We start from the raw sequence: 22,320 nt of genomic DNA on the forward strand, positions 1-22,320 counted from the left end.
GTCTGATGGCGTCAGGCGCCGAGGCCGCTGCGCACCCCATGCATCCGCCTCACTGCGGCGACCCGAACATTGCTGTCCAGTAGATCCCCGCATCGCTCTTGGGGTCCACGGCATAGGCGGCGCCCAGTTCGCGGTAATCGGGGTTCATCAGCGTTGCGCAGTGGCCAGGGCTGGCCAGCCAGCCATCGACCACCTTGCGTGGCGTGTCGCGGCCGGCAGCGATGTTTTCGCCGATCTGCTGGTAGAGATACCCGGCAAGCTCGGCCCGGTCACCCGGCGTGCGACCCTCTCGGTCGATATGATCGAAGAAGTTCTGGTTGGCCATCGCCCGCGTGTGGTTGGCGGCGGCACCGGCCAGCGTGGCATTCCAGCTCAGGGCCGGTGCTGCGGCGAAGGGCTGCCCGCCGCATTGGCGCGGGATCTTGCGCGCGGCATTGACCTCCTGCAGCAGTTTCTGACCCTCTGCCTGCCAGTCACCCAGACGCCCGCTGAGCAGCGGGCGCGCCAGTACGATGCGCCAGTCGCGGCCTTCCTGGCTGACACCGATATCCACGAACTGCGGGTCGAGCACCACCTGGCAGAAGCTTTCTTCGATGGCGTGCATCGCCGCCTTGGCATCCCGTGGCCCGGACAGGCTGATGGCCTGGACATTGACCATGGGGTAGGCGGCACGGGTCATGGCCTGCTGCAGGTCGCGGGTGCCTTCCGGCGACAGCGCCAGGCGGGTGTCGCTGTTGAGCGGCGGCAGCTCCAGCGAGCCTGCGGCGCCGCAGCGCTGGGCCTGGCTGCGGTAGGCATTGATCGACTCGATCAGTTGCGCTTCGTCGCCGCTGATCGCCTGGGCACTGGTGGAAATGACCAGGCCGAGTGACAGGGCGCCAAGGCAGGCAACAGATGACAGGACGCGCATCAAGAATCTCCCTATGACTGGCAGCGACCTCGTGTTGGCGCTGCCCATCCTACACAAGCCGTAGGCTGTTGGTCTCGTCTTGTGAGTTGCAGTAAACCACCGGCAACCGATTGTTGCGGCAAAAGAGGCAGTAGACCGGCGAAGGGCGAAAAAGTGCGATTGGTTGGAAATAATTCGCAATATCCATTATAAACACGACTCACTCGCAATCATGCATGCCAGGAAGGCGCTCCATTCACCTCATCGGGAGCCTTTCATGGCACGTTCCTGTCCTTTTCGTCCGACCCTGCTCGCCCTCTGCTGTTCCCTTGGCGTTGCCGCCCATGCTGCTGACGCGCCGCTGGAGCTCGACGCCACCGCCATCAACGCCGATGCCGTCAAGGCGCCTCGCACCCAGTTGCCGGAGGCCTTCGCAGGTGGGCAGGTGGCCCGTGGTGGGCAGATGGGCGTGCTGGGCAACCAGGACATGATGGACGTGCCGTTCACCATGACCAGCTACACCTCGCAGTTGATCGAGGATCAGCAGGCCGAGGATATCGGCGATGTGCTGCTCAATGACCCATCGGTGCGCCAGTCGTTCGGCTTTGGCAACCAGTCCCAGGTCTTCGTGATCCGCGGCCTGCCGTTGAGCGGCGACGATGTGTCGTTCAATGGCTTGTATGGCGTGCTGCCGAGGCAGATGATCTCCACCGACGCGGTAGAGCGGGTCGAGCTGTTCAAGGGCCCCAACGCGTTCCTCAACGGTGCCAGCCCTACCGGCACCGGCCTTGGCGGCAACGTCAACCTGCAACCCAAGCGCGCCGGCGACACGCCGATCCGGCGCTACACCCAGGACATCAGCAGCGATGGCCGGGTGGGTGAGCACCTGGACATCGGTCAGCGTTTCGGTGAGGACAACCGTTTCGGTGCGCGCCTGAACCTGTCCCAGCGTGAAGGCGACACCGCCGTGGACGACCAGGATCAACGCAGCAAGCTGTTCGTCGCCGGGCTGGACTACCGTGGCGACCAACTGCGCCTGTCGGCCGACATCGGTTACCAGAAGCAGCGCGTCAACCATCTGCGCAACTCGGTGCGCCTGGGTTCGGCGGTGACCAGCATCCCGCGCGCGCCGAGCGCCGATCACAACTACGGCCAGGACTGGTCGTGGACCGAAACCGAAGACACCTTCGGCATGCTGCGCGGCGACTACGATTTCAACGAGAACTGGAGCGGGTACATCAGCGGTGGCGTCAAGCACACCCGTGAGAACGGCTTCTACGGCACGCCGGTCCTCACCAACGCTGCCACGGGCGCCGCGACCATCGGCGGTTCGCAGATCCCGCACAACGAAGACAACACCAGCCTGATGGCCGGTATCAACGGCCGCTTCCAGACCGGCCCGGTGAGCCACCAGCTGAATCTCGGTGCGGCGAGCATCTGGACCCAGCAGGAAAACGCCTATGTGTTCTACAGCTCGCAGAACACCAATATCTTCAACACCAGCCCACTGCCCAAGCCGACCACGCCTACGCTGGTCGGCGGCATGCTCGATGACCCAGGCGTGACCGGGAAGACCCGCAACCGCAGCCTGGCGTTGTCCGATACCGTGGGGCTGTTCGACGACACGCTGCTGCTCACCGCAGGCGTGCGTCGCCAGCAACTGCGCGTCGAAGGCTATGCCTACCGCGGCACGGGCGTGGACGCCGGACGCACTGCGTTCTACGACGAAGCGGTCACCACGCCGGTGTATGGCATCGTCTACAAGCTCAACCCGTCGGTCTCGTTGTACGCCAACAGCATCCAGGGCCTGGCCCAGGGCGCCACGGCGTCGGGGCAGGTGGTCAACCTCGGTGAGGTGTTCCCGCCGGCCAAGACCAAGCAGATCGAGGCGGGCATCAAGTTCGACCGCCAGACCTACGGTGCCAACCTGGCGGTGTTCCGTATCGAGCGACCCACCGATGGCTACGTGCAGGGCAATCTTTATGTGCAGGACGGCGAGCAGGTCAACAAGGGCGTCGAACTCAGCGTGTTTGGCGAGCCGGTGCCGGGTCTGCGCCTGATGGCCGGTGGTACGCGCATGGACACGGAACTGAAGAACACCCAGAACGGCACCAACGATGGCAATCACGCGGTGGGTGTCCCGACCTTCCAGCTCAATGCCAGCGTCGACTGGGACGTGCCAGGGCTCGACGGCGTGGCGCTCAATGCACGCATGCTGCGCACCGGCGGGCAGTACGCCAACCCGGCCAACACCCTGAGCCTGCCGACCTGGAACCGTTTCGACGTCGGCGCACGCTATCGCTTCAAGGTGCAGGACAAGGACATCACCCTGCGTGCGAACGTCGAAAACCTGACCGACAAGAACTACTGGGCCTCGGCCAACGGCGGTTACCTGACCCAGGGCGACCCGCGGCTGGTCAAGTTCTCCGGGACCATCGATTTCTGATGGCCCGCCGCCGCGCTATCGGGCCAGTGCCTGGTTGGGCTTGTAGAAGATGAAGTGCGTGGTCTGCGCTGTGCGCCGATAGGCCTTGGCCCAGTCTGGCCGCACAGTGCGATCATGGAAGTACAGCGCTCCGGCGGTGCTGTCTCGCAACTGCTGGTTCAACGCCTTGCGCGCGATTTCCTTGGCGACCCCGTAGCGCTCCTTTTCCTCGACCTGGTCAGGGCGCCCGTCGCACCACCAGGAGAACTGGCAGCTCTTGCTCTCGACGCCTTGCTTGACCACCCCGCAGATGGTGTCGGGGAAGCCGTCCTTGCCCAGGCGGTTGAGCACGACGCTGGCGACCGCCTTCATGTCTGTCTCGTCGGCGCCTTTGGCTTCCCAGTAGAGGGTGCGGGCAAGGCAGGTGATGCTGTCGTCCAGCGGCGCCTGCCCGGCCGGGTCCACGGCCTGCACCTCGGTGGGGGTGATCTTCTCCGGCGCCTTGGGTGGCGGGGCGTCGTTTACCACTTTCTGTTCGAGCGCCTGGGCCTTGTCTTCGGCGACTGCAGCCTTGGCGCTGTCGGCGGCATGCAACGGGCCTGCGGGCAGAGCCAGGAACAGGCTGATGACCATCCACGAGTGGCGCATGATCGGGCTTCCGCGTCAGTGAGCTGACTCCATTCTAGCCAAGCGGCTTCAACTTAGCGTGAGGCTGAGCATCAATGGCAGGGTGGCCGCTGCAGCGACGGTCTGCAACGCGATGATGGTCGCCATCAGCGGCGCGTTGCCCCCCATCTGCCGGGCCATGACGTAGGACGACGAAGCGGTAGGCAGTGCCTGGAACAGCACGGCCACCACGGCGGCCTGGCCGCTGAGACCGAGCAGGCGACACAGGCCGAAGGTGGTCAGTGGCATGACCAGGAACTTGAACGCCGAGGCGGCCACCAGGGGCTTGACCTGCTGGCCCATTCGCGCGCCGCCCAATGCCGCTCCGACGCACAGCAACCCAAGGGGCAGGGCGGCCTGGCCAAGGGCCTTGACCGTGGGTTCCAGGCCCGCCGGCAGGCCAAGGGCCTTGACCGTGGGTTCCAGGCCCGCCGGCAGGCCAAGGCCGGTGACCCGCAGCAGCAGGCCAGCCGCACAGCCCACGATCAACGGGTTGGCGAAAATCGCCCGCAGCACGGTGAGGGGCGAGCTGTGGCGAGCGCTGAATCGGGCGAACACCAGTACGCAAAGCAGATTGACCAGCGGCACGATTGCCGCGTTGGCCACGGCCGCCAGGGCGATGCCGGCGCTGCCGTAGATGCCTGCCGCCAGGGTCGCGCCGATGTAGTTGTTGAAGCGTATGCCGCCCTGGAACACCGAGGTGAAATCAGCGCCATCGTGGCCTGCTGCGCCCTGGTAGAGCACCAGCAGGAGCGCGCCGGCTAAGGTCGAGAGCATCAGCACGCCGACCATGCCGAACACCGGCACACCCTCCAGGTTGGCGGTGGCCAGGCCATGCAGGAACAGCGAGGGCAGCAGCACGTAGTAGCTCAGGCGCTCGGCGCCGGGCCAGAAACCCTCCGCGAGAAAACCGCGCACCCGCAACAGGGTGCCGAGGGCGATCAGCAGGATGATGGGCACCAGGGTGGTGAGGAGCAGGGGCAGCATGGTCGCGGTTCCGTGGTCGGGTACCGGCACAGGTTAGCGGGGTGAGTCAGCAGAAAAAACCGTTGTTTTCTGCATTCACTGTTGAGGAAAACTGCATGGTTGCAGGTGGCTGCGTGATCAGCTGCCCAAGGCGGTCTTGAGCACCGCGCTCAGGTGTCGGCGCTGACTCTTTTCATGTTCCAGCAACACCACGTGGCGACTCAGTTGCGGCTCGCCAAAGGGCAGCACGGTGGCGGGCGGCAGCCGTTGCAGGTCATCGTCGCTCATCGGGATGATCGCCACCCCGAGGCCCATTGCCGCCATGCGTGCCAGGGCTTCCTGGCTGTCCAGCTCCATCTGCTCGCTGACCTGCAAATGCTGGCGGCGCAGTTCCTGTTCGATCTGCCGGCCCGCCCAGGCGCGTTTGTCGAAGCGCAGGAACGGTTGGCTGGCGAGCAGTTGCGCCAGGCTTTGCCCGGCCAGATCGGGGCTGGCCACGGCCCAGAAACGGTCCGAGAACAGCGGGCTGAACTGCAGGCTCTGCGGGTAGGGGCTGACCGGTTCGGTGGTGATGGCGGCGTCCAGTTCTCCGTCTTCGATCCGCCGGGCCAGCTCGGCGGACATGCCCGAGACCACGCTGATGTGCAGTTGCGGATGGTGCGCCTTGATCCACACCAGCGCCTTTGGCAGGCGTCGGGCGAGCACGGTATGGATCGCACCGATACGCAGCCGACCACGCAGGCTCGGGCCGCTGGCCAGGGTGTCGGCCAGCTCGTCGTAGGCAGTGAGAATGCTTTCGGCCCGCGCCACGGCCAATTGCCCGGCTTCGGTGAGTGTCACCTGGCGGCGGCTGCGGTCGAACAGCGGCACTTGCAGTTCGTCCTCGAGCGTCTTGATGTGCAGGCTGACCGCCGAAGGGGTCAGGCTCAGTAGGTCGGCGGCGCGGGCGAAGGTGCCGTGGCGGGCGATGGTGACCAGGGTACGCAGGGCTTTGAGGGACACGCGACGGTTCTCCTGCACGGGAATGCCCGGCACGGTACGCGCATCGCGCCTCTGGGGGCAAGCGCCAGGCGGTTCAGTAGACCCAGACCTCGACCCGGCGATTGCGCAGGCGTCCCTGTTCCAGGTCGTTGTCGGCCACCGGCAGTTCATCACCCATGCCGGTGACATCCCGGATCTCCACGCCATTGCGCGCCAGTTCGCGGCGCACGGCCATGGCGCGCAGGCGCGAGAGCAGGGCGGCGCGGCCGGGTGTTTCCTTGGGGTCGCCAAACCCCACCAGTACCGTTTTGTCATGCAGCTTGCCGACCTGACGCAGGTAGTCGCTGACCCGCTGTACATCGCGCAGGGCCTTGTTGTCGAGGCTGGCGCTGCCTTCCTGGAAACGGAAGTTGACGCTCAGGCGCTGGGCCTCTGCAGCCAGGGCACGGTATTGCGCGGGCATCTGGGCCTGTACCGCGACCGGCACTGCCTTGACCTGCTGCGAGACGAAACCCTGGGCGGCGACAATGGCCTGGCCGGCTGCGCTCTGGGTGAATTCGGCCAAGGCCTTGGCCTGAGCGCTCGGGTGAGTCGGCAGATAGAAGAACAGCCGCCGCGACAGCGGATAGTCTTCGCTGGCCACGGCTGCACGGGTTGGCAACAGGGCTGGAGCATCACCTTCGGCGATGGCCAGCAGCTTGGCGCCATGCACGGTGGTCAGGCTGCTGAAGCCGATGGCAGCGGGATCGGCCTTGACCCGTTCGGCCAAGGCGTCGCCGGACTCGAAGCGTTCGGCCCGTGGCGAGAGCCCCAGTGCCTGCGGTTGCAGAACCAGGGCGCGAAAGGTTTCGAAGGTGCCGGAGCGGTCGTCACGGGCGTACAGGTGAATGGGACCGCCCGCTACGCCGAGTTGCTCCCAGCGTTGGATATGGCCAGAGAAGACCTGTGCCAATTGTGCGGTATTCAACTGCTGCAGGCGGTTGTCGGGGTGCACCATGACCGCAACGCCGTCCAGGCCGATCACCTGCTCGCTGGGCGCGCTGCGCAGGTCGCCCAGACGTTCCAGTCGCTGGGCTTCCTGGTCGGAGATAGGGCGCGAGGCGGCGGCAAGATCGGCTTCGCCGCTGTCCAGTGCACTGAAGCCGGTGCTGGAACCATGCGCGGCGATATTGATCAGCAATGGCTGGCCCTGGGGGGCGCGGGCACGGATGTCAGTCTCGTTGGGCCGTTTCCCACGCTCGCTGCGGATGTCTTGTGCACCTTGGCTTTGCAGCAGCCCGCGCACCAGCGCAGGGCCCAGTGCTGCGCCAATGGTGTTGGAGCCCTGGATACGCAGTGTGGCGGGCTCCGCCTGAGCCAGCAGGGGTAGCAGGCAGAGCAGAACAGCGAGAGGGCGGGGCATGCCGGGATCCTTGAGGCACAGGTATGTCCGGCAGATTACGACAGGGGTGTGAATGAAAAATGACGATCAGGCGCAGGCGATCGTTCAGAAGGTTGGTGGCGTGATCACCCAGATGACCACCGTGTCCACCTCGCCAGGGTTGCCATAGCGGTGTGGCTCCTGGCTAGGGAAACTGAAGCTGTCGCCTTCTTCGAGCAGGAAGTGGCGTTCGCCTACCCACAGCTCGAAACGCCCTGACAACACATAGCCGGCTTCTTCTCCTTCGTGGCTGTAGCTTTCCTGGCTGTAGGCGCCCGGCGGGAAGCGCGAATGCAGCATCTCCAGCTGGCGGTTGGGTTGCGGGGTGAGCAACTGGTCGACCACGCCATCTTCGTAATGCACGCTCAGGCGGCTTTGCCTGCGCACCACGAAGCCTTGGTCCTCGGGCGCGGTGCTGGCTTCGCTGGCGAAGAACCACTGGATGGTCACGCCCAGGCTGCGGGCGATGTTGAACAGCGCCGGGATCGACGGGTATGAAAGGTTGCGTTCCAGCTGGCTGATGTAGCCGGCGGTCAGCTCGCTCAGACGGGCCAGCTCCGCCAGGGTCATGCCGCGGCGCTTGCGCAGGCCGCGGATGCGGGAACCGAGGAACTGCGGGGCGGCAGTGCCGCCTTCGGCGAGTTGCGGGACGAGGGGGCGCTGGCTCATCGAGGGTCGGTCCATCGGCAAAACCGGGAGTATGACCAGCCTCAGAGCGACCAGGCAACCGCCAGGCCGTCATGGATCGCCTCTTCAGCGGTTCGCGGGGCCAGGCAGTCGCCGATGCGCCGTACCTCGACCAACCCGGCCAGCTCCCGGGCCAGGGTGTCGACAGGCTGGTGACCCAGGCACAGCACCAGGGTGTCGATCTGTTCGAAGATCATGGGCTCGCCACTGGCGGTGTGTTGCAGGTACACGGTGTTGTCGTCGGTGCCGTAGAGGCGGGCGTAGGGGGTGATGGGGATCCCGAGGCGGTGCAGTTCCCCGGCCATCTGGTCACGTACGTAGAGTGGCAGGCTCTCGCCGCAGTGAGTGCCGTTGATCGCCAGTTGCACGTGATGGCCTTCACGCACCAGGCGTTCGGCGATGCCCGGGCCGATCCAGTCGCAGCGCCAGTCCAGCACCAGCACCGAGCGCCCCAGGGCGTGCTCGTTGCGCAGCACCTGCCAGGCATCCACCACCTGCAACTCACCGCTGCGCTCGAATGCAGGCCAGTAGGGCTCGGCGCCGGTGGCAGCAATCACCAGGTCTGGCCGTTCGCGCTCGACCAGCGCGCGGTCTACGCGGGTATTGCGTACCACCTGCACGCCGGCCAGTGCCAGTTCGCGCTGCAGGTTGGTGCTGGCGCCGCCGAACTCGCTGCGCCGTGGCAGCAGTTGCGCCAGCAGCACCTGGCCGCCCAACTGCGGGCCCGCTTCATATAGCGTCACCTCATGGCCTCGGGCGGCGGCGACAATGGCCGCCTTCATGCCGGCCGGGCCACCACCGGCCACCAGGATGCGCTTGCGCAGGGGGGCGGGTGTGACGGCGCCGTACTGCAGTTCGCGACCGGTTTCCGGGTGCTGGATGCAGGAGATCGGCAGGCCACGGTGGAAGTGGCCGATGCAAGCTTGGTTGCAGGCGATGCAGGCGCGCACGTCCTCGACACGGCCTTGTTCGGTCTTGGCCGGCATCTGCGGGTCGCAGATCAGCGCGCGGGTCATGCCGCACACATCGGCCAGGCCGCGGGCGAGCATTTGTTCGGCTTCCTGTGGCTGGTTGATACGGCCAGTGACGAACAGCGGGATGTCCAGGCGCGCCTTGAAACTGCCGGCTTCGCGGGCCAGGTAGGCCGGCTCGATGGCCATCGGCGGGACGATATGCACCGCGCCACCCAGGGTGGCCGAGGTGCCGGCGACGATGTGCAGGTAATCGACCTGGTTCTGCACCGCGATGGCGGCTGCCAGTGATTCGTCTTCGCTCAGCCCTTCGCTGTCGCGTTCATCGGCGCTGATGCGCAGGCCGACGATGAACTGTTCGTCAGTGGCTGCACGCACCGCCGCCAGCACTTCGCGCAGAAAGCGCAGGCGGGCTTCGAGGTTGCCGTTGTAGCCATCGGTGCGGCGGTTGACGCGTGGGTTGAGAAACTGCGCGGGCAGGTAACCATGGCTGGCCACCACCTCGACGCCATCCAGCCCGGCCTGGTGCAGGCGCCGGGCTGCACTGGCGTAGCCCTGGACGATTTCGTCGATCATCGGCTGTTCCAGCGCGCGCGGCATCACGCGAAAGCGCTCATTGGGCACCGCCGACGCCGAGTAGGCCACCGCCAGCAAGCCATCGGCCGATTCCATGATCTCCCGGCCGGGATGGAACAACTGCGACAACACCACGGTGTCGTGTGCATGACAGGCCTGGGCGATGCGCCGGTAGCCGTCGATGCAGGCATCGTCGGTGGCCATCAGCACGTGGGAGGTGTAGCGCGCACTGTCGTGCACCCCGGCGACCTGCAGCACGATCAGGCCAGCGCCGCCCTCGGCGCGGGCGCGTTGATAGGCGACGAGCTTGTCGTTGACCAGGTTGTCGGTGGGCAGACAGGTGTCATGGCCACTGGACATGATGCGGTTCTTCAGGCGTTTGCCACGGATCTGCAAGGGTTCGAACAGGTGAGCGAAGGCAGTCGACATGCGTACGGGCTCCAACGTGCGTTCTTGTTTTTTTCATGGAAGTGTACCTTCAGTAAAAAATCAACTTGTTTTTTTACTTTGGCAGGACTAGCTTCGGCTCATCCCCTCGTACCGGGGTAAGCTCGTCCCACAAGAACAACCCTGGATGACACCATGCACCCCAGCGAACGTACCCTGCGTGAGGAACTGGCCGCCTGCTATCGGCTGATTGCCCATTTCCGCATGACGGACCTGATCTTCACGCACATCTCGGTGCGCATACCCGGCCCCGAGCATCATTTTCTGATCAATCCCTACGGCCTGCTGTTCGAGGAAATCACTGCGTCCAACCTGGTGAAGATCGACCTGCAAGGGCGCGCCGTGGAGGCGTCGCCGTACCCGGTCAACCCGGCGGGCTTCGTCATCCACAGCGCCATCCACGGCGCACGCGAGGATGCCCAGTGCGTGTTGCACACCCACACCCGCGCCGGGTGCGCGGTGGCGGCGCTCGAATGCGGGCTGCTACCGGTCAACCAGATCTCCATGGAGTTCTACGGCAAGGTCGCTTACCACGACTATGAAGGCGTCGCCCTGGACATGGACGAGCAGCAGCGCCTGGTCGCCGACCTCGGCGACAAGCCGGTGATGATCCTGCGCAATCATGGGTTGCTGACGGTGGGGCGCACGGCGGGCGAGGCGTTTCTGCGCATGTTCTATCTGGAGAAGGCCTGCGAGATTCAGTTGGCGGCGCAGAGTGCCGGGAAGGTGGTGCTGCCATCGCCCGAGGTCTGCGCGCATACCGAGCGGCAGTTCAATGCTCCGGCACGGCCGCTCAAGCCCGGTGAGCTGGCGGACCCGGATGCCATGGGGCTGGCCTGGGGGGCGCTGTTGCGGTTGCTGGAGAAAGTGGCGCCGGATTATCGGGACTGACAGCAGGAGCGGCCTTGTGTCGCGAAAGGCCGCTCCTGCAAAAGTCCGCGCTGGCGTCGGTCAACGTGCCTGGGGTTCGATCAGCTGCGCCGGTGCGTGCTTGGCCTTGCCCCGGGCAACCCAGTAATACAGCACGCTAGGCACCACCAACCCGATCAGCCACGACACATCGACACCGCCCAGGTGCGCAACCATGGGCCCGGTGTACAGCTTGGTGTCGATGAAGGGCATCTGGATCAGCACTCCGATGCTGTAGACGATGATGCCGGGCCAGTTCCAGCGGCCATAGCGCCCGTCGGGATCGGCCAGGGCAGGGATGTCGTAGCGCTCGCGGGTGATGAAGTAGTAATCAACCAGGTTGACCGCGCTCCAGGGCACGAAGAAGGTCAGCAGGAACAGGATGAACGACTTGAATGCACTCAGGAACGAATGCTGGCCGAGCAGGGCCACCAGCGTCGCTGCACCCACGATGCCCAGCACGAACAGCAAGCGCTGCAGGCGGCTGATCTGCAGGCTGCCGCGAAAACCGCTGATGATCGTGGCGATGCACATGAAGCTGCCGTAGCTGTTGAGGGTGGAGATGGTCACCTTGCCGAAGGCGATGGCGAAGTACAGCAGCGCTGCGGTGGTACCGGCGCCGCCCAGGCCGACGATATAGGCCACTTCACGCCCCGAGAACTGGCCGCCGGCAATGGCGGCGGCGAACACGCCGAGGATCATCGAAGCCTGGGCGCCGATCACCGAGCCCAGGCCGGCGGCGAGAAAGGTCTTCAGCGCGGAGGTGTTGCTGGGCAGGTAGCGTGAATAGTCGGCGACGTAGGGGCCGAAAGCGATCTGCCAGGAGGCGGCCAGCGATACCGCCAGCAGGAACGAGGCCCAGCTGAAGTGGCGGTTGTCCAGCAGTTGGCCGATATCGGCGAGCAGCAGGATACGGCTGAACAGATAGACGAACGCAATGATCCCCAGCACGCTGGCCACGCGGCCGATCCAATGGATCACGCGGTAGCCGGCGAGGGTGGCCAGCACGATCACGCCGGCGAAGATCAGGATGCCGGCGCTGTCGCTGACGCTGAGCAACTGGCCGATGGCCTGGCCCGACAGTACCGTGCCGGTGGCGGTGAACCCCAGGTACATCAGGCACACCAGCACCATCGGGATGGCCGCGCCATAGACGCCGAACTGCACGCGGCTGGAGATCATCTGCGGCAGCCCCAACCGCGGCCCTTGGGCTGCGTGCAAGGCCATGACCGCTCCGCCGATCACCTGGCCCAGCAGCAGGCCGATCAATGACCAGAACACATCACCGCCGAGCACGACGGCGAGGGCGCCGGTCACGATGGCGGTGATCTGCAGATTGGCTCCCAGCCACAGGGTGAACTGGCTGTACACGCGTCCATGGCGTTCAGCTTCGGGAATGTAGTCGATCGAGCGCCGCTCGATCACGGGCTTGCTGGACATGTGGGGCTCCGCTTGTTTGTTGTTGTAGGGCGGCAAGGGCAACCAGAGGAATGACTTCTCTCTTATATCATCATGTATATACAAGACGGTCAATGCATAGAAATCGACTTCTGTAGGAGTGGCCTCGTGTCGCGAAAGGGCCGTGCAGCAGCCCCCGACATGCTGAATCTGCATCGAGCGTCAGTAGCGCAATGGAAGGCAGAACAGGTGGCGAAGAGGCCGAAACGAGCGAAGCGGGTCATTAACCCGCGAAAAAGACACCGCGCTGCCTGGCACGGGCTACGCCCGTGTGCGCGGAACAAGTCGCGGCGGCGAACCGCCGCTCTCACAGGGATTGGGTTAGACCTTTAGATTTTGAGCAAGACAGAATTTCCAACAGCGGCGTGCTGCGAAGAGGCCCCTCAGTGTGCGCCGGCAGCCTTGCTCAGGTCGCTCTCGGCCCACTCGGTGTACACGCAGGCATCGGCCACCGCCCAGCGTACCTTGACCGTATCGCCTGGCTGCATCGGCATGCCTGCCGCCGATAGCGCCTTGACCGTCATTTCGGTACCGCCCGCCGTCACCACGTGACAGGTCTGGCTTTCGCCGAGGAACAAGACCTCGCCGACCTTGGCGCTCACTTCATTCCACCCTGCCGGCAGCGGTTCACGGGTCGCCTGCTCGGCGATCAGCGCCAGGGCCTTTTCCGGGCGGACCATGATCAGCGCATCCTGACCTGCGGCCAACCCCGAGGTCAGGCGAATGGCCAGCGACTGGCCCTCGAACGCCGCCGCGCCATGGCTGCTGGCGGTGATCCGGAGGAAGTTGGAGTTGCCCAGGAACGAGGCGACGAACGCGTTTGGCGGGTTCTGATAGAGGTCGTAACCGCTGCCCAGACCGACGATCTTGCCGTGGCTGAAGATGGCGATGCGCTGGGACAGGCGCATCGCTTCTTCCTGGTCGTGGGTGACGTAGACGATGGTGATACCCAGGCGCCGATGCAGCTGACGCAACTCGTCCTGCAGGTCTTCGCGCAGTTTCTTGTCCAGGGCACCGAGGGGCTCGTCCATCAGCAGGATGCGTGGCTCGTACACCAGCGCTCGGGCGATCGCCACGCGCTGTTGCTGGCCGCCGGAGAGCTGGGCCGGGCGCCGGTGTGCGAAGGTTTCCAACTGCACCAGCTTGAGCATGGCGTCGACGCGCTTGGCGATCTCGGCGCTGCCCAGCTTGCGGATGGCCAGTGGGAAGGCGATGTTGTCGCGCACGCTCAGGTGCGGGAACAGCGAGTAGCGTTGGAACACCATGCCGATATCACGCTTGTGCGGCGGCACGTTCACCAGCGAGCGGCCTTCGACCAGGATCTCGCCGCTGCTGGGGGTCTCGAAGCCGGCCAGCATCGACAGGGTGGTGGACTTGCCCGAGCCGCTTGAGCCGAGGAAGGTGAGGAATTCGCCGTCCTGGATATCCAGGCTGATGTTGTCGACCGCGGCGAAGTCGCCGTAGTGCTTGTTCAGGTTGCGCAGGGAGACCAGGGTCTTGCCGTGCGCGGCTTCTTTGATGACTGCACTCATTATTGTTGTCTCCGGCACTCAGGCGTTGTTTTCGTTGCGGCGGCGCAGGGCGCTGGCGATGAACATGACCAGCAGCGACAGGCCGATCAGCAGTGTCGAGGCGACGGCGATCACCGGGCTCAGGTCCTGGCGCAGGGTGGTCCACATCTTCACTGGCAAGGTCTGCAGGTCGGGGCTGGCCATCATCACGCTGAGCACGACCTCATCCCACGACACCAGGAAGGCGAACAGGCCGCCGGCGATCATGCCCGGGCGGATGGCCGGGAAGGTGACCTTGACGATCGCCTGCAGCCGCGAGGCGCCGCAGATCACCGCGGCATCCTCGATCGACTGGTCGAACAGCTTCAGCGAGTTGATGATCGAGATGATGGTGAAGGGCAGGGCGACGATCACGTGGCTGACCACGAAGGCGAACAGCGTGCCGGTATAGCCCAGCTTCAGGAACAGCGCGTAGACCGCGACCGCGATGATCACCAGCGGCACGATCATCGGCATGGTGAACAGGCCGTAGAGCAGTTCGCGCCCAGGAAAGCGCCCGCGCACCAGAGCGAAGGCGGTCGGCAGGCCCAGGGCCACGGCGGCGAAGGTGGTCAGCACAGCCACCTTGAGGCTGGCCAGCGCGGCGTCCATCCACTCGGGGTTGGAGAAGAACTGGTCGTACCATTTGAAGGTCCAGCCGGGGGGCGGGAATACCAGCCACTGGGAGGAGCCGAACGACAGCAGGACGATGAACACCACCGGCAGCAGCAGGAAGGCAGCGATGATCCCGGTGGTCAGGTACAGGCCGGTGCGCAGCGGGCGACCCATGGCGTTGGGGGACAGGAGCATGAAGGATTACCTCGCATTGCCGACCGGGGATTCCGGCTGCAGCTTCAGGTACAGGTAGAAGAGCACCAGGGTGATCACCACCAGCAGTGCCGCGGCGGCGCTGGCCAGCCCCCAGTTCAGGAACGACTGCACCTGCTGGATGATGAACTCGGGCAGCATCATGTTCTGCGCACCGCCCAGCAATGCCGGGGTGACGTAGTAACCGAGCGACATCACGAACACCATCAGCGCACCTGAGAACAAGCCTGAACGGCACAACGGGATGAACACTTTCCAGAAATTGGTCCAGGGGCTTGCACCGCAGATCGAGCCTGCCTGCAGCACCATCGGGTCGATGGCCTGCATGGTCGCCTGCAATGGCAGCACGATGAACGGGATCATGATGTAGCTCATGCCGATCACTACACCGGTGAGGTTGTGCACCATTTCCAGCGGCGCATCGATGATGCCCAGCGCCATCAGCAGCTTGTTGATCACTCCCGAGCCTTGCAGCAGCACCAACCAGGAATAGGTGCGGGCCAGCAGGCTGGTCCACATGGACAGCAGCACGATGTTCAGCAGCCAACGCCCCCAGCCACGAGGCACCAAGGTGATCGCCCAGGCCAGCGGAAAGCCCAGCAATACGCTGATCACCGTCACCAGACCCGCCACCGAGAAGGTGTTGAACAGCACCCGCGCGTAGGCTGAGTTGGCGAACAGCTGCTCGTAGTTGCCCAGCCCAGGCACCGGCTCCAGCACCCCACGCAGCAGCAGGCCGATCAGTGGCGCGAAGAAAAACAGGCCGAGGAACAACAGGGCCGGCAGCAGGTTGCGACTGCCACGCCAGCGCTGGCTCAGTGGCGGGCGGCGCACGGCCGCTCGCGGGGCGCCGGTGCCGGGGTCGGCACCTTGGGCATTGTGCAGGGCGTTGATGGCGACTTTCATTTGACCAGCCACTCATTCCAGCGCGCAGCGATTGCCTGGCCGTTCTTGGCCCAGTAGGCGAAGTCGAGGGTGACCTGGTCCTGGGCATAGGCGGTTGGCAGGTTGGGCGCGAGTTTCTTGTCGAGTTCGGCGACGCTGTCGAGGTTCACCGGGGCGTAGGCGGTAAGGTTGGCGAAGTCGGCCTGGCCTTTGGCGCTGCTGGCGTTGGCCAGGAACTTCATGGCCGCGTCCTTGTTCTTGGCACCCTTGGGGATGACCAGGAAGTCGGCCATGACCAGGTTCTGCTTCCAGCTCACGCCCACCGGGGCACCATCCTGCTGCAGGGCGTAGACGCGGCCGTTCCAGAACTGCCCGAGCGCGGCTTCACCGGAGGCCAGCAATTGCTGGGACTGGGCACCGCCGCCCCACCAGACGATGTCTTTCTTGATGGTGTCGAGTTTCTTGAAGGCGCGGTCCAGGTCCAGCGGGTAGAGCTTGTCGGCAGGTACGCCGTCGGCGAGCAGGGCCAGCTCCAGCACGCCGGGGCTCGGCCACTTGTACAGCGCACGCTTGCCGGGGTAGGTCTTGGTGTCGAACAGCGCGCTCCAGTCGACCGGCTTGTTGGCCCCAAGCTTGCCCTCGTTGTAGCCGAGCACGAAGGAGAAGAAGAACGAGCCGACGCCATGGTCGGAGACGAAGCGCGGGTCGATGCGATCACGCTGGATGGTGGAGAAGTCGAGGGGTTCGAGCAGGCCTTCGCTGGCGGCACGCAGGGCGAAGTCGGCTTCGACGTCGACCACATCCCATTGCACGTTGCCGCTTTCGACCATGGCCTTGAGCTTGCCGTAGTCGGTCGGGCCGTCCTGTACGACCTTGATGTTGCTGCCCTTGCTGAAAGGGTCGGCCCATGCCTGTTTCTGGGCGTCCTGGGTAGTGCCGCCCCAACTGACGAAGTTGAGGCTGTCGGCGGCCTGGGTGGCCTGGCAGGCCAGTGCCAGCAGGCTTGCGGACAGCACAGCGGTGACTCGTTTGCTCAACAGCATGGTTACGCCCTCGTTGCTTTTGTTATTCGAGGCGGGCTTTTGTCGCGCCCGCCAACTGTGTTCGGGAGCAGCTATCTCAGGTAATTCGTGGCCGTTGTGTGATTGTAGGTGCGGCCGGCAGATTCAAGGTCTACGGGATATCATATTATGGTATTCCAAACTTTTGGCAAGCGTTCGGTGTTACCAGTCATCCTGTCGGTGACGCAAGATTCAGTGAGATTCGAATGGAATGCTCTGCACCACTTCCAGCTCATACCCCGCCAGCCCTGCGTACTTGAGCGGTGGGCCCAGGTGGCGCAGCTTGCCCACGCCCAGGTCCTGCAGGATCTGCGCGCCGGTACCCACCTCCGAGTACACCTTCGACTGCCCGCGCTGGTAGGGGCGCTGTGGCTGGGTGAGTTGCGGCACGCGTTCGAGCAGGGCCTGAGAGGATTCATGGTTGGCGAGGATCACTACCACGCCGGCACCCTCTGCTGCGACCCGCTCCAGCGCCGCCCACAGTGTCCAGTTGGCAGGGCCTGCATATTCAGCGCCGACCAGGTCGCGCAGCGGATCGATGACATGCACGCGTACCAGCGTCGGCTGCTCGCGGCGAATGTCGCCCATCACCATGGCCATGTGCACGCCACCTTCGATACGGTCCTCGAAGGTCACCAGGCGAAACGTGCCGTGGACCGTTGGCAGCTCGCGCTCGCCGATGCGCTTGACCGTTTGTTCGGTGCTCAGGCGATAGTGGATGAGGTCGGCGATGGTGCCGATCTTGATGCCGTGGCGCTCGGCGAACAGCTCCAGGTCCGGGCGGCGGGCCATGGTGCCGTCGTCGTTGAGCACTTCGACGATCACCGAGGCCGGTGCGAAGCCTGCCAGGCGCGCCAGGTCGCAACCGGCTTCGGTGTGTCCGGCACGGGTCAGCACGCCACCTTCACGGGCGCGCAGGGGGAAGATGTGGCCAGGCTGGACCAGGTGCTCGGGGCGGGCGTCCGCGGCCATGGCGGCGGCCACGGTCCGCGCGCGGTCGGCGGCAGAGATGCCTGTGGTGACACCGCTGGCGGCCTCGATCGATACCGTGAACGCCGTGCTGAATACGCTGCCGTTGGTCGGTACCATCTGCTCAAGGCCCAGGCGTTGGCAGTGTTCGTCGGTCAGCGTCAGGCAGATCAGGCCGCGTGCTTCGCGGGCCATGAAATTGATTGCTTGCGCGTCACAGCGCTCGGCGGCGATCAGCAGGTCGCCTTCGTTCTCCCGGTCTTCGTCGTCCACCAGCAGCACCATCTTGCCCTGGCGGTAGTCTTCGAGAAGGTCTTCGATGCTGTTGAAAGCCATGCTGCACGCTCACTGTGGTCAGGTGATTTTTGTGGTATACCATAATACACAAATAACCCTGTACAGGAGAGCGACGGATGAAGGCTTACTGGATCGCCCATGTGGACGTTACCGACCCGGAGCAGTACCAGCAGTACACCCAGCGTGCGCCGGCGGCGTTCGTGGCATTTGGCGGGCGCTTTCTGGCCCGGGGTGGCAAGAGCGAGGCGATGGAGGGGAGGGTGACACCGCAGCGCAGCGTGGTGATCGAATTCGACTCGTACGAGCAGGCGCTGGCCTGCTACCGGTCTGATCTGTATCAGGAGGCGTGCCGACATCGGCAGGGAGTGGCCAAGGCCGAGGTGATCATCGTCGAAGGGTTCGAGCCGTAGAGTCGCCCGATTCAGCCGAGAAAGGGCAGCACAAAAACCAGCTAGCCCTGCACAAATGCAGGGCTAGCGCTATGCATCAATGTCCGGCAGCGAGCTTGGCACCCACCTGGCGACGACGGTAGGCGCTGTCACGGCTGGCCAGCCACCAGTACAGCGGCGTGGTCACCGCCAACCCGACCAGCCACGACAGGTCGGCACCATTGATGTGTTCCGATACCGGCCCTACGTACAGCGGCGTGTTCATGAACGGAATCTGCACCACGATCCCGACGGCGTAGGCGATCAGCGCCTGCGGGTTGTAACGACCGTAGATTCCGCCGTCGACCTTGAAGATCGACTGGATGTCGTACTCGCCCTTGTGGATGGCATAGAAGTCGATCAGGTTGATCGCGGTCCACGGCACCAGCACGACCAGCAGCACCAAGACCATGTCGACGAAGTGCCCAATGAAGTCGGACGAGGCGAAGACGGCCACCACACTGCACGCGGCCAGCACGATCAGCGAGAGCACGGCGCGGGTCTTGGCGGTCGGGATCCAGCGATAGGCGAAGGTCTGCACCAGGGTGATGATCGACAGCACCGCACCATACAGGTTGAGCGCGTTGTGACTGATCACGCTGAGCAGGAACAGCACCAGCATCAGCGGGCCGATGGCGCCGGTGGCCAGCTTCACGGCGTCCATGGTGTCCATCCCGGCGGGGATCGCCAGCACCGCGACTGCGCCGAAGATGAACGACAGGCTCGAACCCAGGGCTGAGCCCAGGTAGGTGGTCCAGAAGGTCGACGACACTTTCACGTCGGCTGGCAGGTAGCGCGAGTAGTCCGACACGTAAGGGGCGAAGGCGATCTGCCACAGCGCCGCCAGCGACACGGTGGCCAGCCAGCCGGAGATGTTGAAGCTGCCGCGGGTCAGGAAGTCATCGCTCTGCACATGGGTGAAGATGTAGCCGAAGCCGACCACGATGCCGATGCCCAGCACCCAGGTGCCGATGCGGTTGAGCACATGGATGAAGCGGTAGCCGATGATGCCGATGATCCCCGAGCCCAGGGCGCCGATGACGATGCCTACCGGCACCGGCACGCTTTCGACCACGCCGTGCAGCGATTTGCCAGCCAGCACGATATTGGAGGCGAAGAAGCCGATGTACATCACCCCCGCGATCACCACCACCAGCAAGGCGCCGAGGGTGCCGAACTGGGCGCGGCTCTGGATCATCTGTGGGATGCCCATCTGCGGGCCCTGGGCCGAGTGCAGGGCCATCAGCACACCGCCGACCAGATGGCCGACCAGGATAGCGACGATGCCCCAGATCAGGTTGAGGTGGAACAGCTGCACGCCCAGGGCGCCAGTGACGATGGGCAGCGGCGCGATGTTGCCGCCGAACCACAGGGTGAACAAGTCCTTTACCTTTCCATGGCGGTCTTCGGGGGGCACGTATCCGATCGTGTGTTTTTCTATGAGAGGTGCCGATGTGGCTGCGCTGGTCATGACGGACTCCAAGGCAAGGATGGGCACTTCACAGGTGCCCGGATGCGCGTCGGCAAAAGGCGACGCTTTCTTGTTGGAAGCGATCATGGGGCGTGGGCGCAGATGGATAAATTAGTAAATATGTGCTCATGAACGTTAAAAAAACTAAGTTCGCGAATGGGGCACGGTAGACCGTCGCAAAGGCTGTGCCACCAGGCTGCAGCGCGCATGGGACGGGGTAGGTGGGAGGCGGTTGCGGCACCTTTGCACTAAAAGAGTGCCTTGCGCGCGCAGGTGGGGCGGGTCAGGAAAAATCGGCGAGGACGTTCGGGGCGCTGGAACGCGCCCCGGAGGGGAGGAGAGTCAAGCCTGGGCGACCACCGTTCGCTGGCTGAGCGGCCGGAGCAGGGCGCTCAAGGCAAGCAACAACACAGCACCGCCACTCATGACTGCCCAGGCCCAGTGCAACGAGCTGAACTCATCGCGCACCAGCCCGGCCACTACCGGCATCGAGGCTGCAATCAGGTAGCCACCCCCTTGCACGAAGGCCAGCAGCGACCCGGCTTCGGCCGGTGAGCGTGCATGATCGAGGGTGACGATCAGCGACAGCGGGAACAAGGCACCGATGCCCAAACCCAGGCACAGGATGGCCAGGGCGGTCAGTTGCAGCGGCGCCGTCATCAGGCAGGCCAGCCCGCCGATCAGCAGCAGGATCACCAGCGCCAAGGGTTGGCGGCGATCCGGGAAACGGTGAATCAGCGCCGACACCAGCAAACCGGCGATGACCTCGGTAATGGTCAGCGCACCGAGCAGGTAGCCGGCACTTTTCGCTGTCCAGCCCAGCTCGATGTAGAACGGGGGTAGCCAGGCGAGCACCAAGGTGTATGCCCCGGTTCCAATCCCGAAGAACACCAGCAGCAACCAGGCCCGGCCGCTGCGCCAGGGCAGGCCGGCTGCCGTGGGATAGGCATGGACGTTGCCTGCGGCGAGCAGCCAGGCGATCAGCGCGATCATGGCCGGAATGGCGGCATAGCCGAGGGTGAGGTTCCAGCCCAGCTTGCCCGCGCTGGGCGCAGCAATGGCGGCGGCGATGGCTGCACCGCCCATGATCCCCGTAGTGAACAGCCCCATGAGCATCCCTGCGCTTTGCGGGTGGTTGCGCTTGATGAATGCAGGCATCAGCGACTGGATCACGGCAATGCCGACGCCCCCTACGGCAGCGCTGGCGATCAGCGCGGTGGACGACTCGACATAGGTACGTACCGCGCAGGCCGCAGCAATCAGGGTCATGCCGATGGCCACGCCCTTGACCTCGCCGAGCAGGCGCAGCAGCCAAGGGCCGGCGAGGGCGAACAGGCCCATCATCATCACCGGCAGTGTGGTCAGCAAACCGCCCTGGAAGTTGCTCAGGCCCAGGTCGCGCTGTAGCAGATCGAGCAGCGGGCCGACCGAGGCCATGATCGGCCGCAGGTTGATGCCGACCAGAATCGCCAGCAGCACTACGCTGGCCTTGGAGGGTGTATCACCCATGTCGCTGTTGCTCCTGCAGGAAACCACTGAGTGCCCGGTTGAAGGCCGGGGCATGGGAAACGTTGAAGACATGGCCGTCGCCTGGAAGAGTGATGAGCTGGGCGTGAGCAATACGGCTGGCAATGGCCTCGGCCTCGCCAGGTGGACTGATGCGGTCGCCGTCGGTGCCAAGTACCAGGGTGGGCGCCTGGATGTGTGACAGTCGATCGTTCAGGTCGTAGGTTTTCATACCCTCGCACCAGTGGATCTGGCAGCGCGCCCGCTGCATGGCGGCCTGGGCATGCCAGGCCTGGTAAAGGCTCTGCCCCTGGCTGGAGGCGGCGAAGGAACTGCCGACCAGTTGTGGCCATGTTGTCTTGAAGCGCTTCAGGCAACCGTCCGGCTGGCGAAGGTTTTCGGCCCACTCATCGAGCTGTTGATGGCGCGCGGTGCTGCTCATGCTGGCGAAGGACGCGGCCACCACCAGTTTGTCCACGGCATCGGGGTAGGCGCAGGCCAGTTCCAGGGCAATCATGCCGCCCAGCGAAAGCCCGATGAGCTGAGTGCTGGCCAGTCCGAGGTGATCCAGCAGTGCAATCAGCTCCTGGGCTTGCAGATGAGGCGTGATGTGTTCCGGCGCATTGCTGGACGCGCCATGGCCGAGCAGGTCCGGTACGATGACGCGATGGCCCAGGCGCAGCAGGGCCCCGACCTGGTCTGTCCAGGCGCGGCCACTGTTGCCCAGCCCGTGCAGGAGCAGGGTGGGGGTGCCGGCCCCGGCGTCAAAGTAGTAATAGCGATTTCGGTTGTGTTCGAAGAACGCCATGTTCCCTCCCGATTCATACCTCGTGCATATCAAGATAACTTAACGTTAAGATACTTGGAAGGTGCCGGGGTGCGGCAGGGATGTGGCCCTTGGGGAGTTCAGGGTGAACGGACGGTTATGCC

At 64.7% G+C, this 22,320-nt stretch carries 19 protein-coding genes; 3 read left to right on the forward strand and 16 right to left on the reverse strand.

The features are described from left to right. Positions 1-49: 49 nt before the first annotated feature. The gene (locus IAE40_RS12760) at positions 50-910 is read right to left on the reverse strand and encodes a CAP domain-containing protein (protein ID WP_054890805.1); all 861 of its coding nucleotides are present in this window, start codon (positions 908-910) and stop codon (positions 50-52) included. 256 nt (positions 911-1,166) lie between these two features. On the opposite strand from IAE40_RS12760, the gene IAE40_RS12765 reads away from it, so the two are divergent. Continuing rightward, positions 1,167-3,335, forward strand: a complete 2,169-nt coding sequence (locus IAE40_RS12765) for a TonB-dependent receptor (protein WP_200603281.1) — start codon at positions 1,167-1,169, stop codon at positions 3,333-3,335. A gap of 15 nt (positions 3,336-3,350) precedes the next feature. Here the strand turns inward: IAE40_RS12765 and IAE40_RS12770 are convergent, their stop codons facing one another. The 6 genes from IAE40_RS12770 to IAE40_RS12795 all read right to left on the reverse strand — a co-directional run bounded on the left by IAE40_RS12770 (position 3,351) and on the right by IAE40_RS12795 (position 10,010). Continuing rightward, on the reverse strand, positions 3,351-3,962 hold the full coding sequence (locus tag IAE40_RS12770) for a cell wall hydrolase (RefSeq protein ID WP_153773786.1): 612 nt from the start codon (positions 3,960-3,962) through the stop codon (positions 3,351-3,353). A 48-nt stretch (positions 3,963-4,010) separates the two neighbouring features. Further along, a complete protein-coding gene (locus IAE40_RS12775) occupies positions 4,011-4,967 on the reverse strand; it encodes an AEC family transporter (protein ID WP_200603282.1) in 957 nt (318 codons plus the stop codon). A gap of 117 nt (positions 4,968-5,084) precedes the next feature. Continuing rightward, complete coding sequence (locus IAE40_RS12780) at positions 5,085-5,948, reverse strand: LysR family transcriptional regulator (protein WP_153773784.1); 864 nt, start codon at positions 5,946-5,948, stop codon at positions 5,085-5,087. 73 nt (positions 5,949-6,021) lie between these two features. Then, entirely contained in the window at positions 6,022-7,329 is a 1,308-nt protein-coding gene (locus IAE40_RS12785) for a substrate-binding domain-containing protein (protein WP_200603283.1), read from the reverse strand. Positions 7,330-7,413: 84 nt separating this feature from the next. Beyond that, positions 7,414-8,016, reverse strand: a complete 603-nt coding sequence (locus IAE40_RS12790; protein WP_063545072.1) for a cupin domain-containing protein — start codon at positions 8,014-8,016, stop codon at positions 7,414-7,416. 41 nt (positions 8,017-8,057) lie between these two features. Then, complete coding sequence (locus IAE40_RS12795) at positions 8,058-10,010, reverse strand: oxidoreductase (RefSeq protein ID WP_200603284.1); 1,953 nt, start codon at positions 10,008-10,010, stop codon at positions 8,058-8,060. Between the two features lie 141 nt (positions 10,011-10,151). On the opposite strand from IAE40_RS12795, the gene IAE40_RS12800 reads away from it, so the two are divergent. Then, the gene (locus IAE40_RS12800; protein ID WP_267912187.1) at positions 10,152-10,919 is read left to right on the forward strand and encodes a class II aldolase/adducin family protein; all 768 of its coding nucleotides are present in this window, start codon (positions 10,152-10,154) and stop codon (positions 10,917-10,919) included. Positions 10,920-10,979: 60 nt separating this feature from the next. Here the strand turns inward: IAE40_RS12800 and IAE40_RS12805 are convergent, their stop codons facing one another. From IAE40_RS12805 to ribBA, 6 genes are all read right to left on the reverse strand, one after another. Further along, the gene (locus tag IAE40_RS12805) at positions 10,980-12,377 is read right to left on the reverse strand and encodes a purine-cytosine permease family protein (RefSeq protein ID WP_151924795.1); all 1,398 of its coding nucleotides are present in this window, start codon (positions 12,375-12,377) and stop codon (positions 10,980-10,982) included. 401 nt (positions 12,378-12,778) lie between these two features. Continuing rightward, a complete protein-coding gene (locus tag IAE40_RS12810) occupies positions 12,779-13,927 on the reverse strand; it encodes an ABC transporter ATP-binding protein (RefSeq protein WP_197891109.1) in 1,149 nt (382 codons plus the stop codon). 18 nt (positions 13,928-13,945) lie between these two features. Further along, a complete protein-coding gene (locus IAE40_RS12815; RefSeq protein ID WP_153773780.1) occupies positions 13,946-14,755 on the reverse strand; it encodes an ABC transporter permease in 810 nt (269 codons plus the stop codon). Between the two features lie 6 nt (positions 14,756-14,761). Then, positions 14,762-15,679, reverse strand: coding sequence for an ABC transporter permease (locus IAE40_RS12820; protein ID WP_054890793.1), 918 nt, complete (start codon positions 15,677-15,679; stop codon positions 14,762-14,764). Then, a complete protein-coding gene (locus IAE40_RS12825; RefSeq protein WP_063545067.1) occupies positions 15,676-16,701 on the reverse strand; it encodes an ABC transporter substrate-binding protein in 1,026 nt (341 codons plus the stop codon). Before IAE40_RS12825 ends, IAE40_RS12820 begins: the two co-directional genes overlap by 4 nt. A 210-nt stretch (positions 16,702-16,911) precedes the next feature. Continuing rightward, positions 16,912-18,024 carry a bifunctional 3,4-dihydroxy-2-butanone-4-phosphate synthase/GTP cyclohydrolase II gene (gene ribBA, locus IAE40_RS12830; RefSeq protein WP_200603286.1) on the reverse strand — a complete coding sequence of 371 codons (1,113 nt, stop codon included), beginning with the start codon at positions 18,022-18,024 and terminating at the stop codon, positions 16,912-16,914. Positions 18,025-18,101: 77 nt separating this feature from the next. Here ribBA and IAE40_RS12835 point away from each other — a divergent pair, with 77 nt between their 5' ends. Further along, complete coding sequence (locus IAE40_RS12835; protein ID WP_063545065.1) at positions 18,102-18,395, forward strand: DUF1330 domain-containing protein; 294 nt, start codon at positions 18,102-18,104, stop codon at positions 18,393-18,395. A gap of 76 nt (positions 18,396-18,471) precedes the next feature. Here the strand turns inward: IAE40_RS12835 and IAE40_RS12840 are convergent, their stop codons facing one another. From IAE40_RS12840 to IAE40_RS12850, 3 genes are all read right to left on the reverse strand, one after another. Further along, positions 18,472-19,884 (reverse strand): purine-cytosine permease family protein, encoded by a 1,413-nt coding sequence (locus tag IAE40_RS12840; RefSeq protein ID WP_054890789.1) that lies wholly within the window; start codon positions 19,882-19,884, stop codon positions 18,472-18,474. 342 nt (positions 19,885-20,226) lie between these two features. Then, the gene (locus IAE40_RS12845) at positions 20,227-21,393 is read right to left on the reverse strand and encodes an MFS transporter (protein WP_153773779.1); all 1,167 of its coding nucleotides are present in this window, start codon (positions 21,391-21,393) and stop codon (positions 20,227-20,229) included. Then, on the reverse strand, positions 21,386-22,198 hold the full coding sequence (locus IAE40_RS12850; protein ID WP_054890787.1) for an alpha/beta fold hydrolase: 813 nt from the start codon (positions 22,196-22,198) through the stop codon (positions 21,386-21,388). The genes IAE40_RS12845 and IAE40_RS12850 overlap by 8 nt, the downstream gene beginning before the upstream one ends. Positions 22,199-22,320: the final 122 nt, after the last annotated feature.

Source organism: Pseudomonas sp. S44, from assembly GCF_016624805.1.
GTDB classification, from domain to species: domain Bacteria; phylum Pseudomonadota; class Gammaproteobacteria; order Pseudomonadales; family Pseudomonadaceae; genus Aquipseudomonas; species Aquipseudomonas machongensis.

Excerpts from the sequence above, each read along its gene's own strand:
- IAE40_RS12760 (WP_054890805.1), bottom strand. The coding sequence starts at position 910 with ATGCGCGTCCTGTCATCTGTTGCCTGCCTTGGCGCCCTGTCACTCGGC.
- IAE40_RS12765 (WP_200603281.1), top strand. The coding sequence starts at position 1,167 with ATGGCACGTTCCTGTCCTTTTCGTCCGACCCTGCTCGCCCTCTGCTGT.
- IAE40_RS12770 (WP_153773786.1), bottom strand. The coding sequence starts at position 3,962 with ATGCGCCACTCGTGGATGGTCATCAGCCTGTTCCTGGCTCTGCCCGCA.
- IAE40_RS12775 (WP_200603282.1), bottom strand. The coding sequence starts at position 4,967 with ATGCTGCCCCTGCTCCTCACCACCCTGGTGCCCATCATCCTGCTGATC.
- IAE40_RS12785 (WP_200603283.1), bottom strand. The coding sequence starts at position 7,329 with ATGCCCCGCCCTCTCGCTGTTCTGCTCTGCCTGCTACCCCTGCTGGCT.
- IAE40_RS12790 (WP_063545072.1), bottom strand. The coding sequence starts at position 8,016 with ATGAGCCAGCGCCCCCTCGTCCCGCAACTCGCCGAAGGCGGCACTGCC.
- IAE40_RS12795 (WP_200603284.1), bottom strand. The coding sequence starts at position 10,010 with ATGTCGACTGCCTTCGCTCACCTGTTCGAACCCTTGCAGATCCGTGGC.
- IAE40_RS12805 (WP_151924795.1), bottom strand. The coding sequence starts at position 12,377 with ATGTCCAGCAAGCCCGTGATCGAGCGGCGCTCGATCGACTACATTCCC.
- IAE40_RS12810 (WP_197891109.1), bottom strand. The coding sequence starts at position 13,927 with ATGAGTGCAGTCATCAAAGAAGCCGCGCACGGCAAGACCCTGGTCTCC.
- IAE40_RS12815 (WP_153773780.1), bottom strand. The coding sequence starts at position 14,755 with ATGCTCCTGTCCCCCAACGCCATGGGTCGCCCGCTGCGCACCGGCCTG.
- IAE40_RS12820 (WP_054890793.1), bottom strand. The coding sequence starts at position 15,679 with ATGAAAGTCGCCATCAACGCCCTGCACAATGCCCAAGGTGCCGACCCC.
- IAE40_RS12825 (WP_063545067.1), bottom strand. The coding sequence starts at position 16,701 with ATGCTGTTGAGCAAACGAGTCACCGCTGTGCTGTCCGCAAGCCTGCTG.
- ribBA (WP_200603286.1), bottom strand. The coding sequence starts at position 18,024 with ATGGCTTTCAACAGCATCGAAGACCTTCTCGAAGACTACCGCCAGGGC.
- IAE40_RS12835 (WP_063545065.1), top strand. The coding sequence starts at position 18,102 with ATGAAGGCTTACTGGATCGCCCATGTGGACGTTACCGACCCGGAGCAG.
- IAE40_RS12840 (WP_054890789.1), bottom strand. The coding sequence starts at position 19,884 with ATGACCAGCGCAGCCACATCGGCACCTCTCATAGAAAAACACACGATC.
- IAE40_RS12845 (WP_153773779.1), bottom strand. The coding sequence starts at position 21,393 with ATGGGTGATACACCCTCCAAGGCCAGCGTAGTGCTGCTGGCGATTCTG.
- IAE40_RS12850 (WP_054890787.1), bottom strand. The coding sequence starts at position 22,198 with ATGGCGTTCTTCGAACACAACCGAAATCGCTATTACTACTTTGACGCC.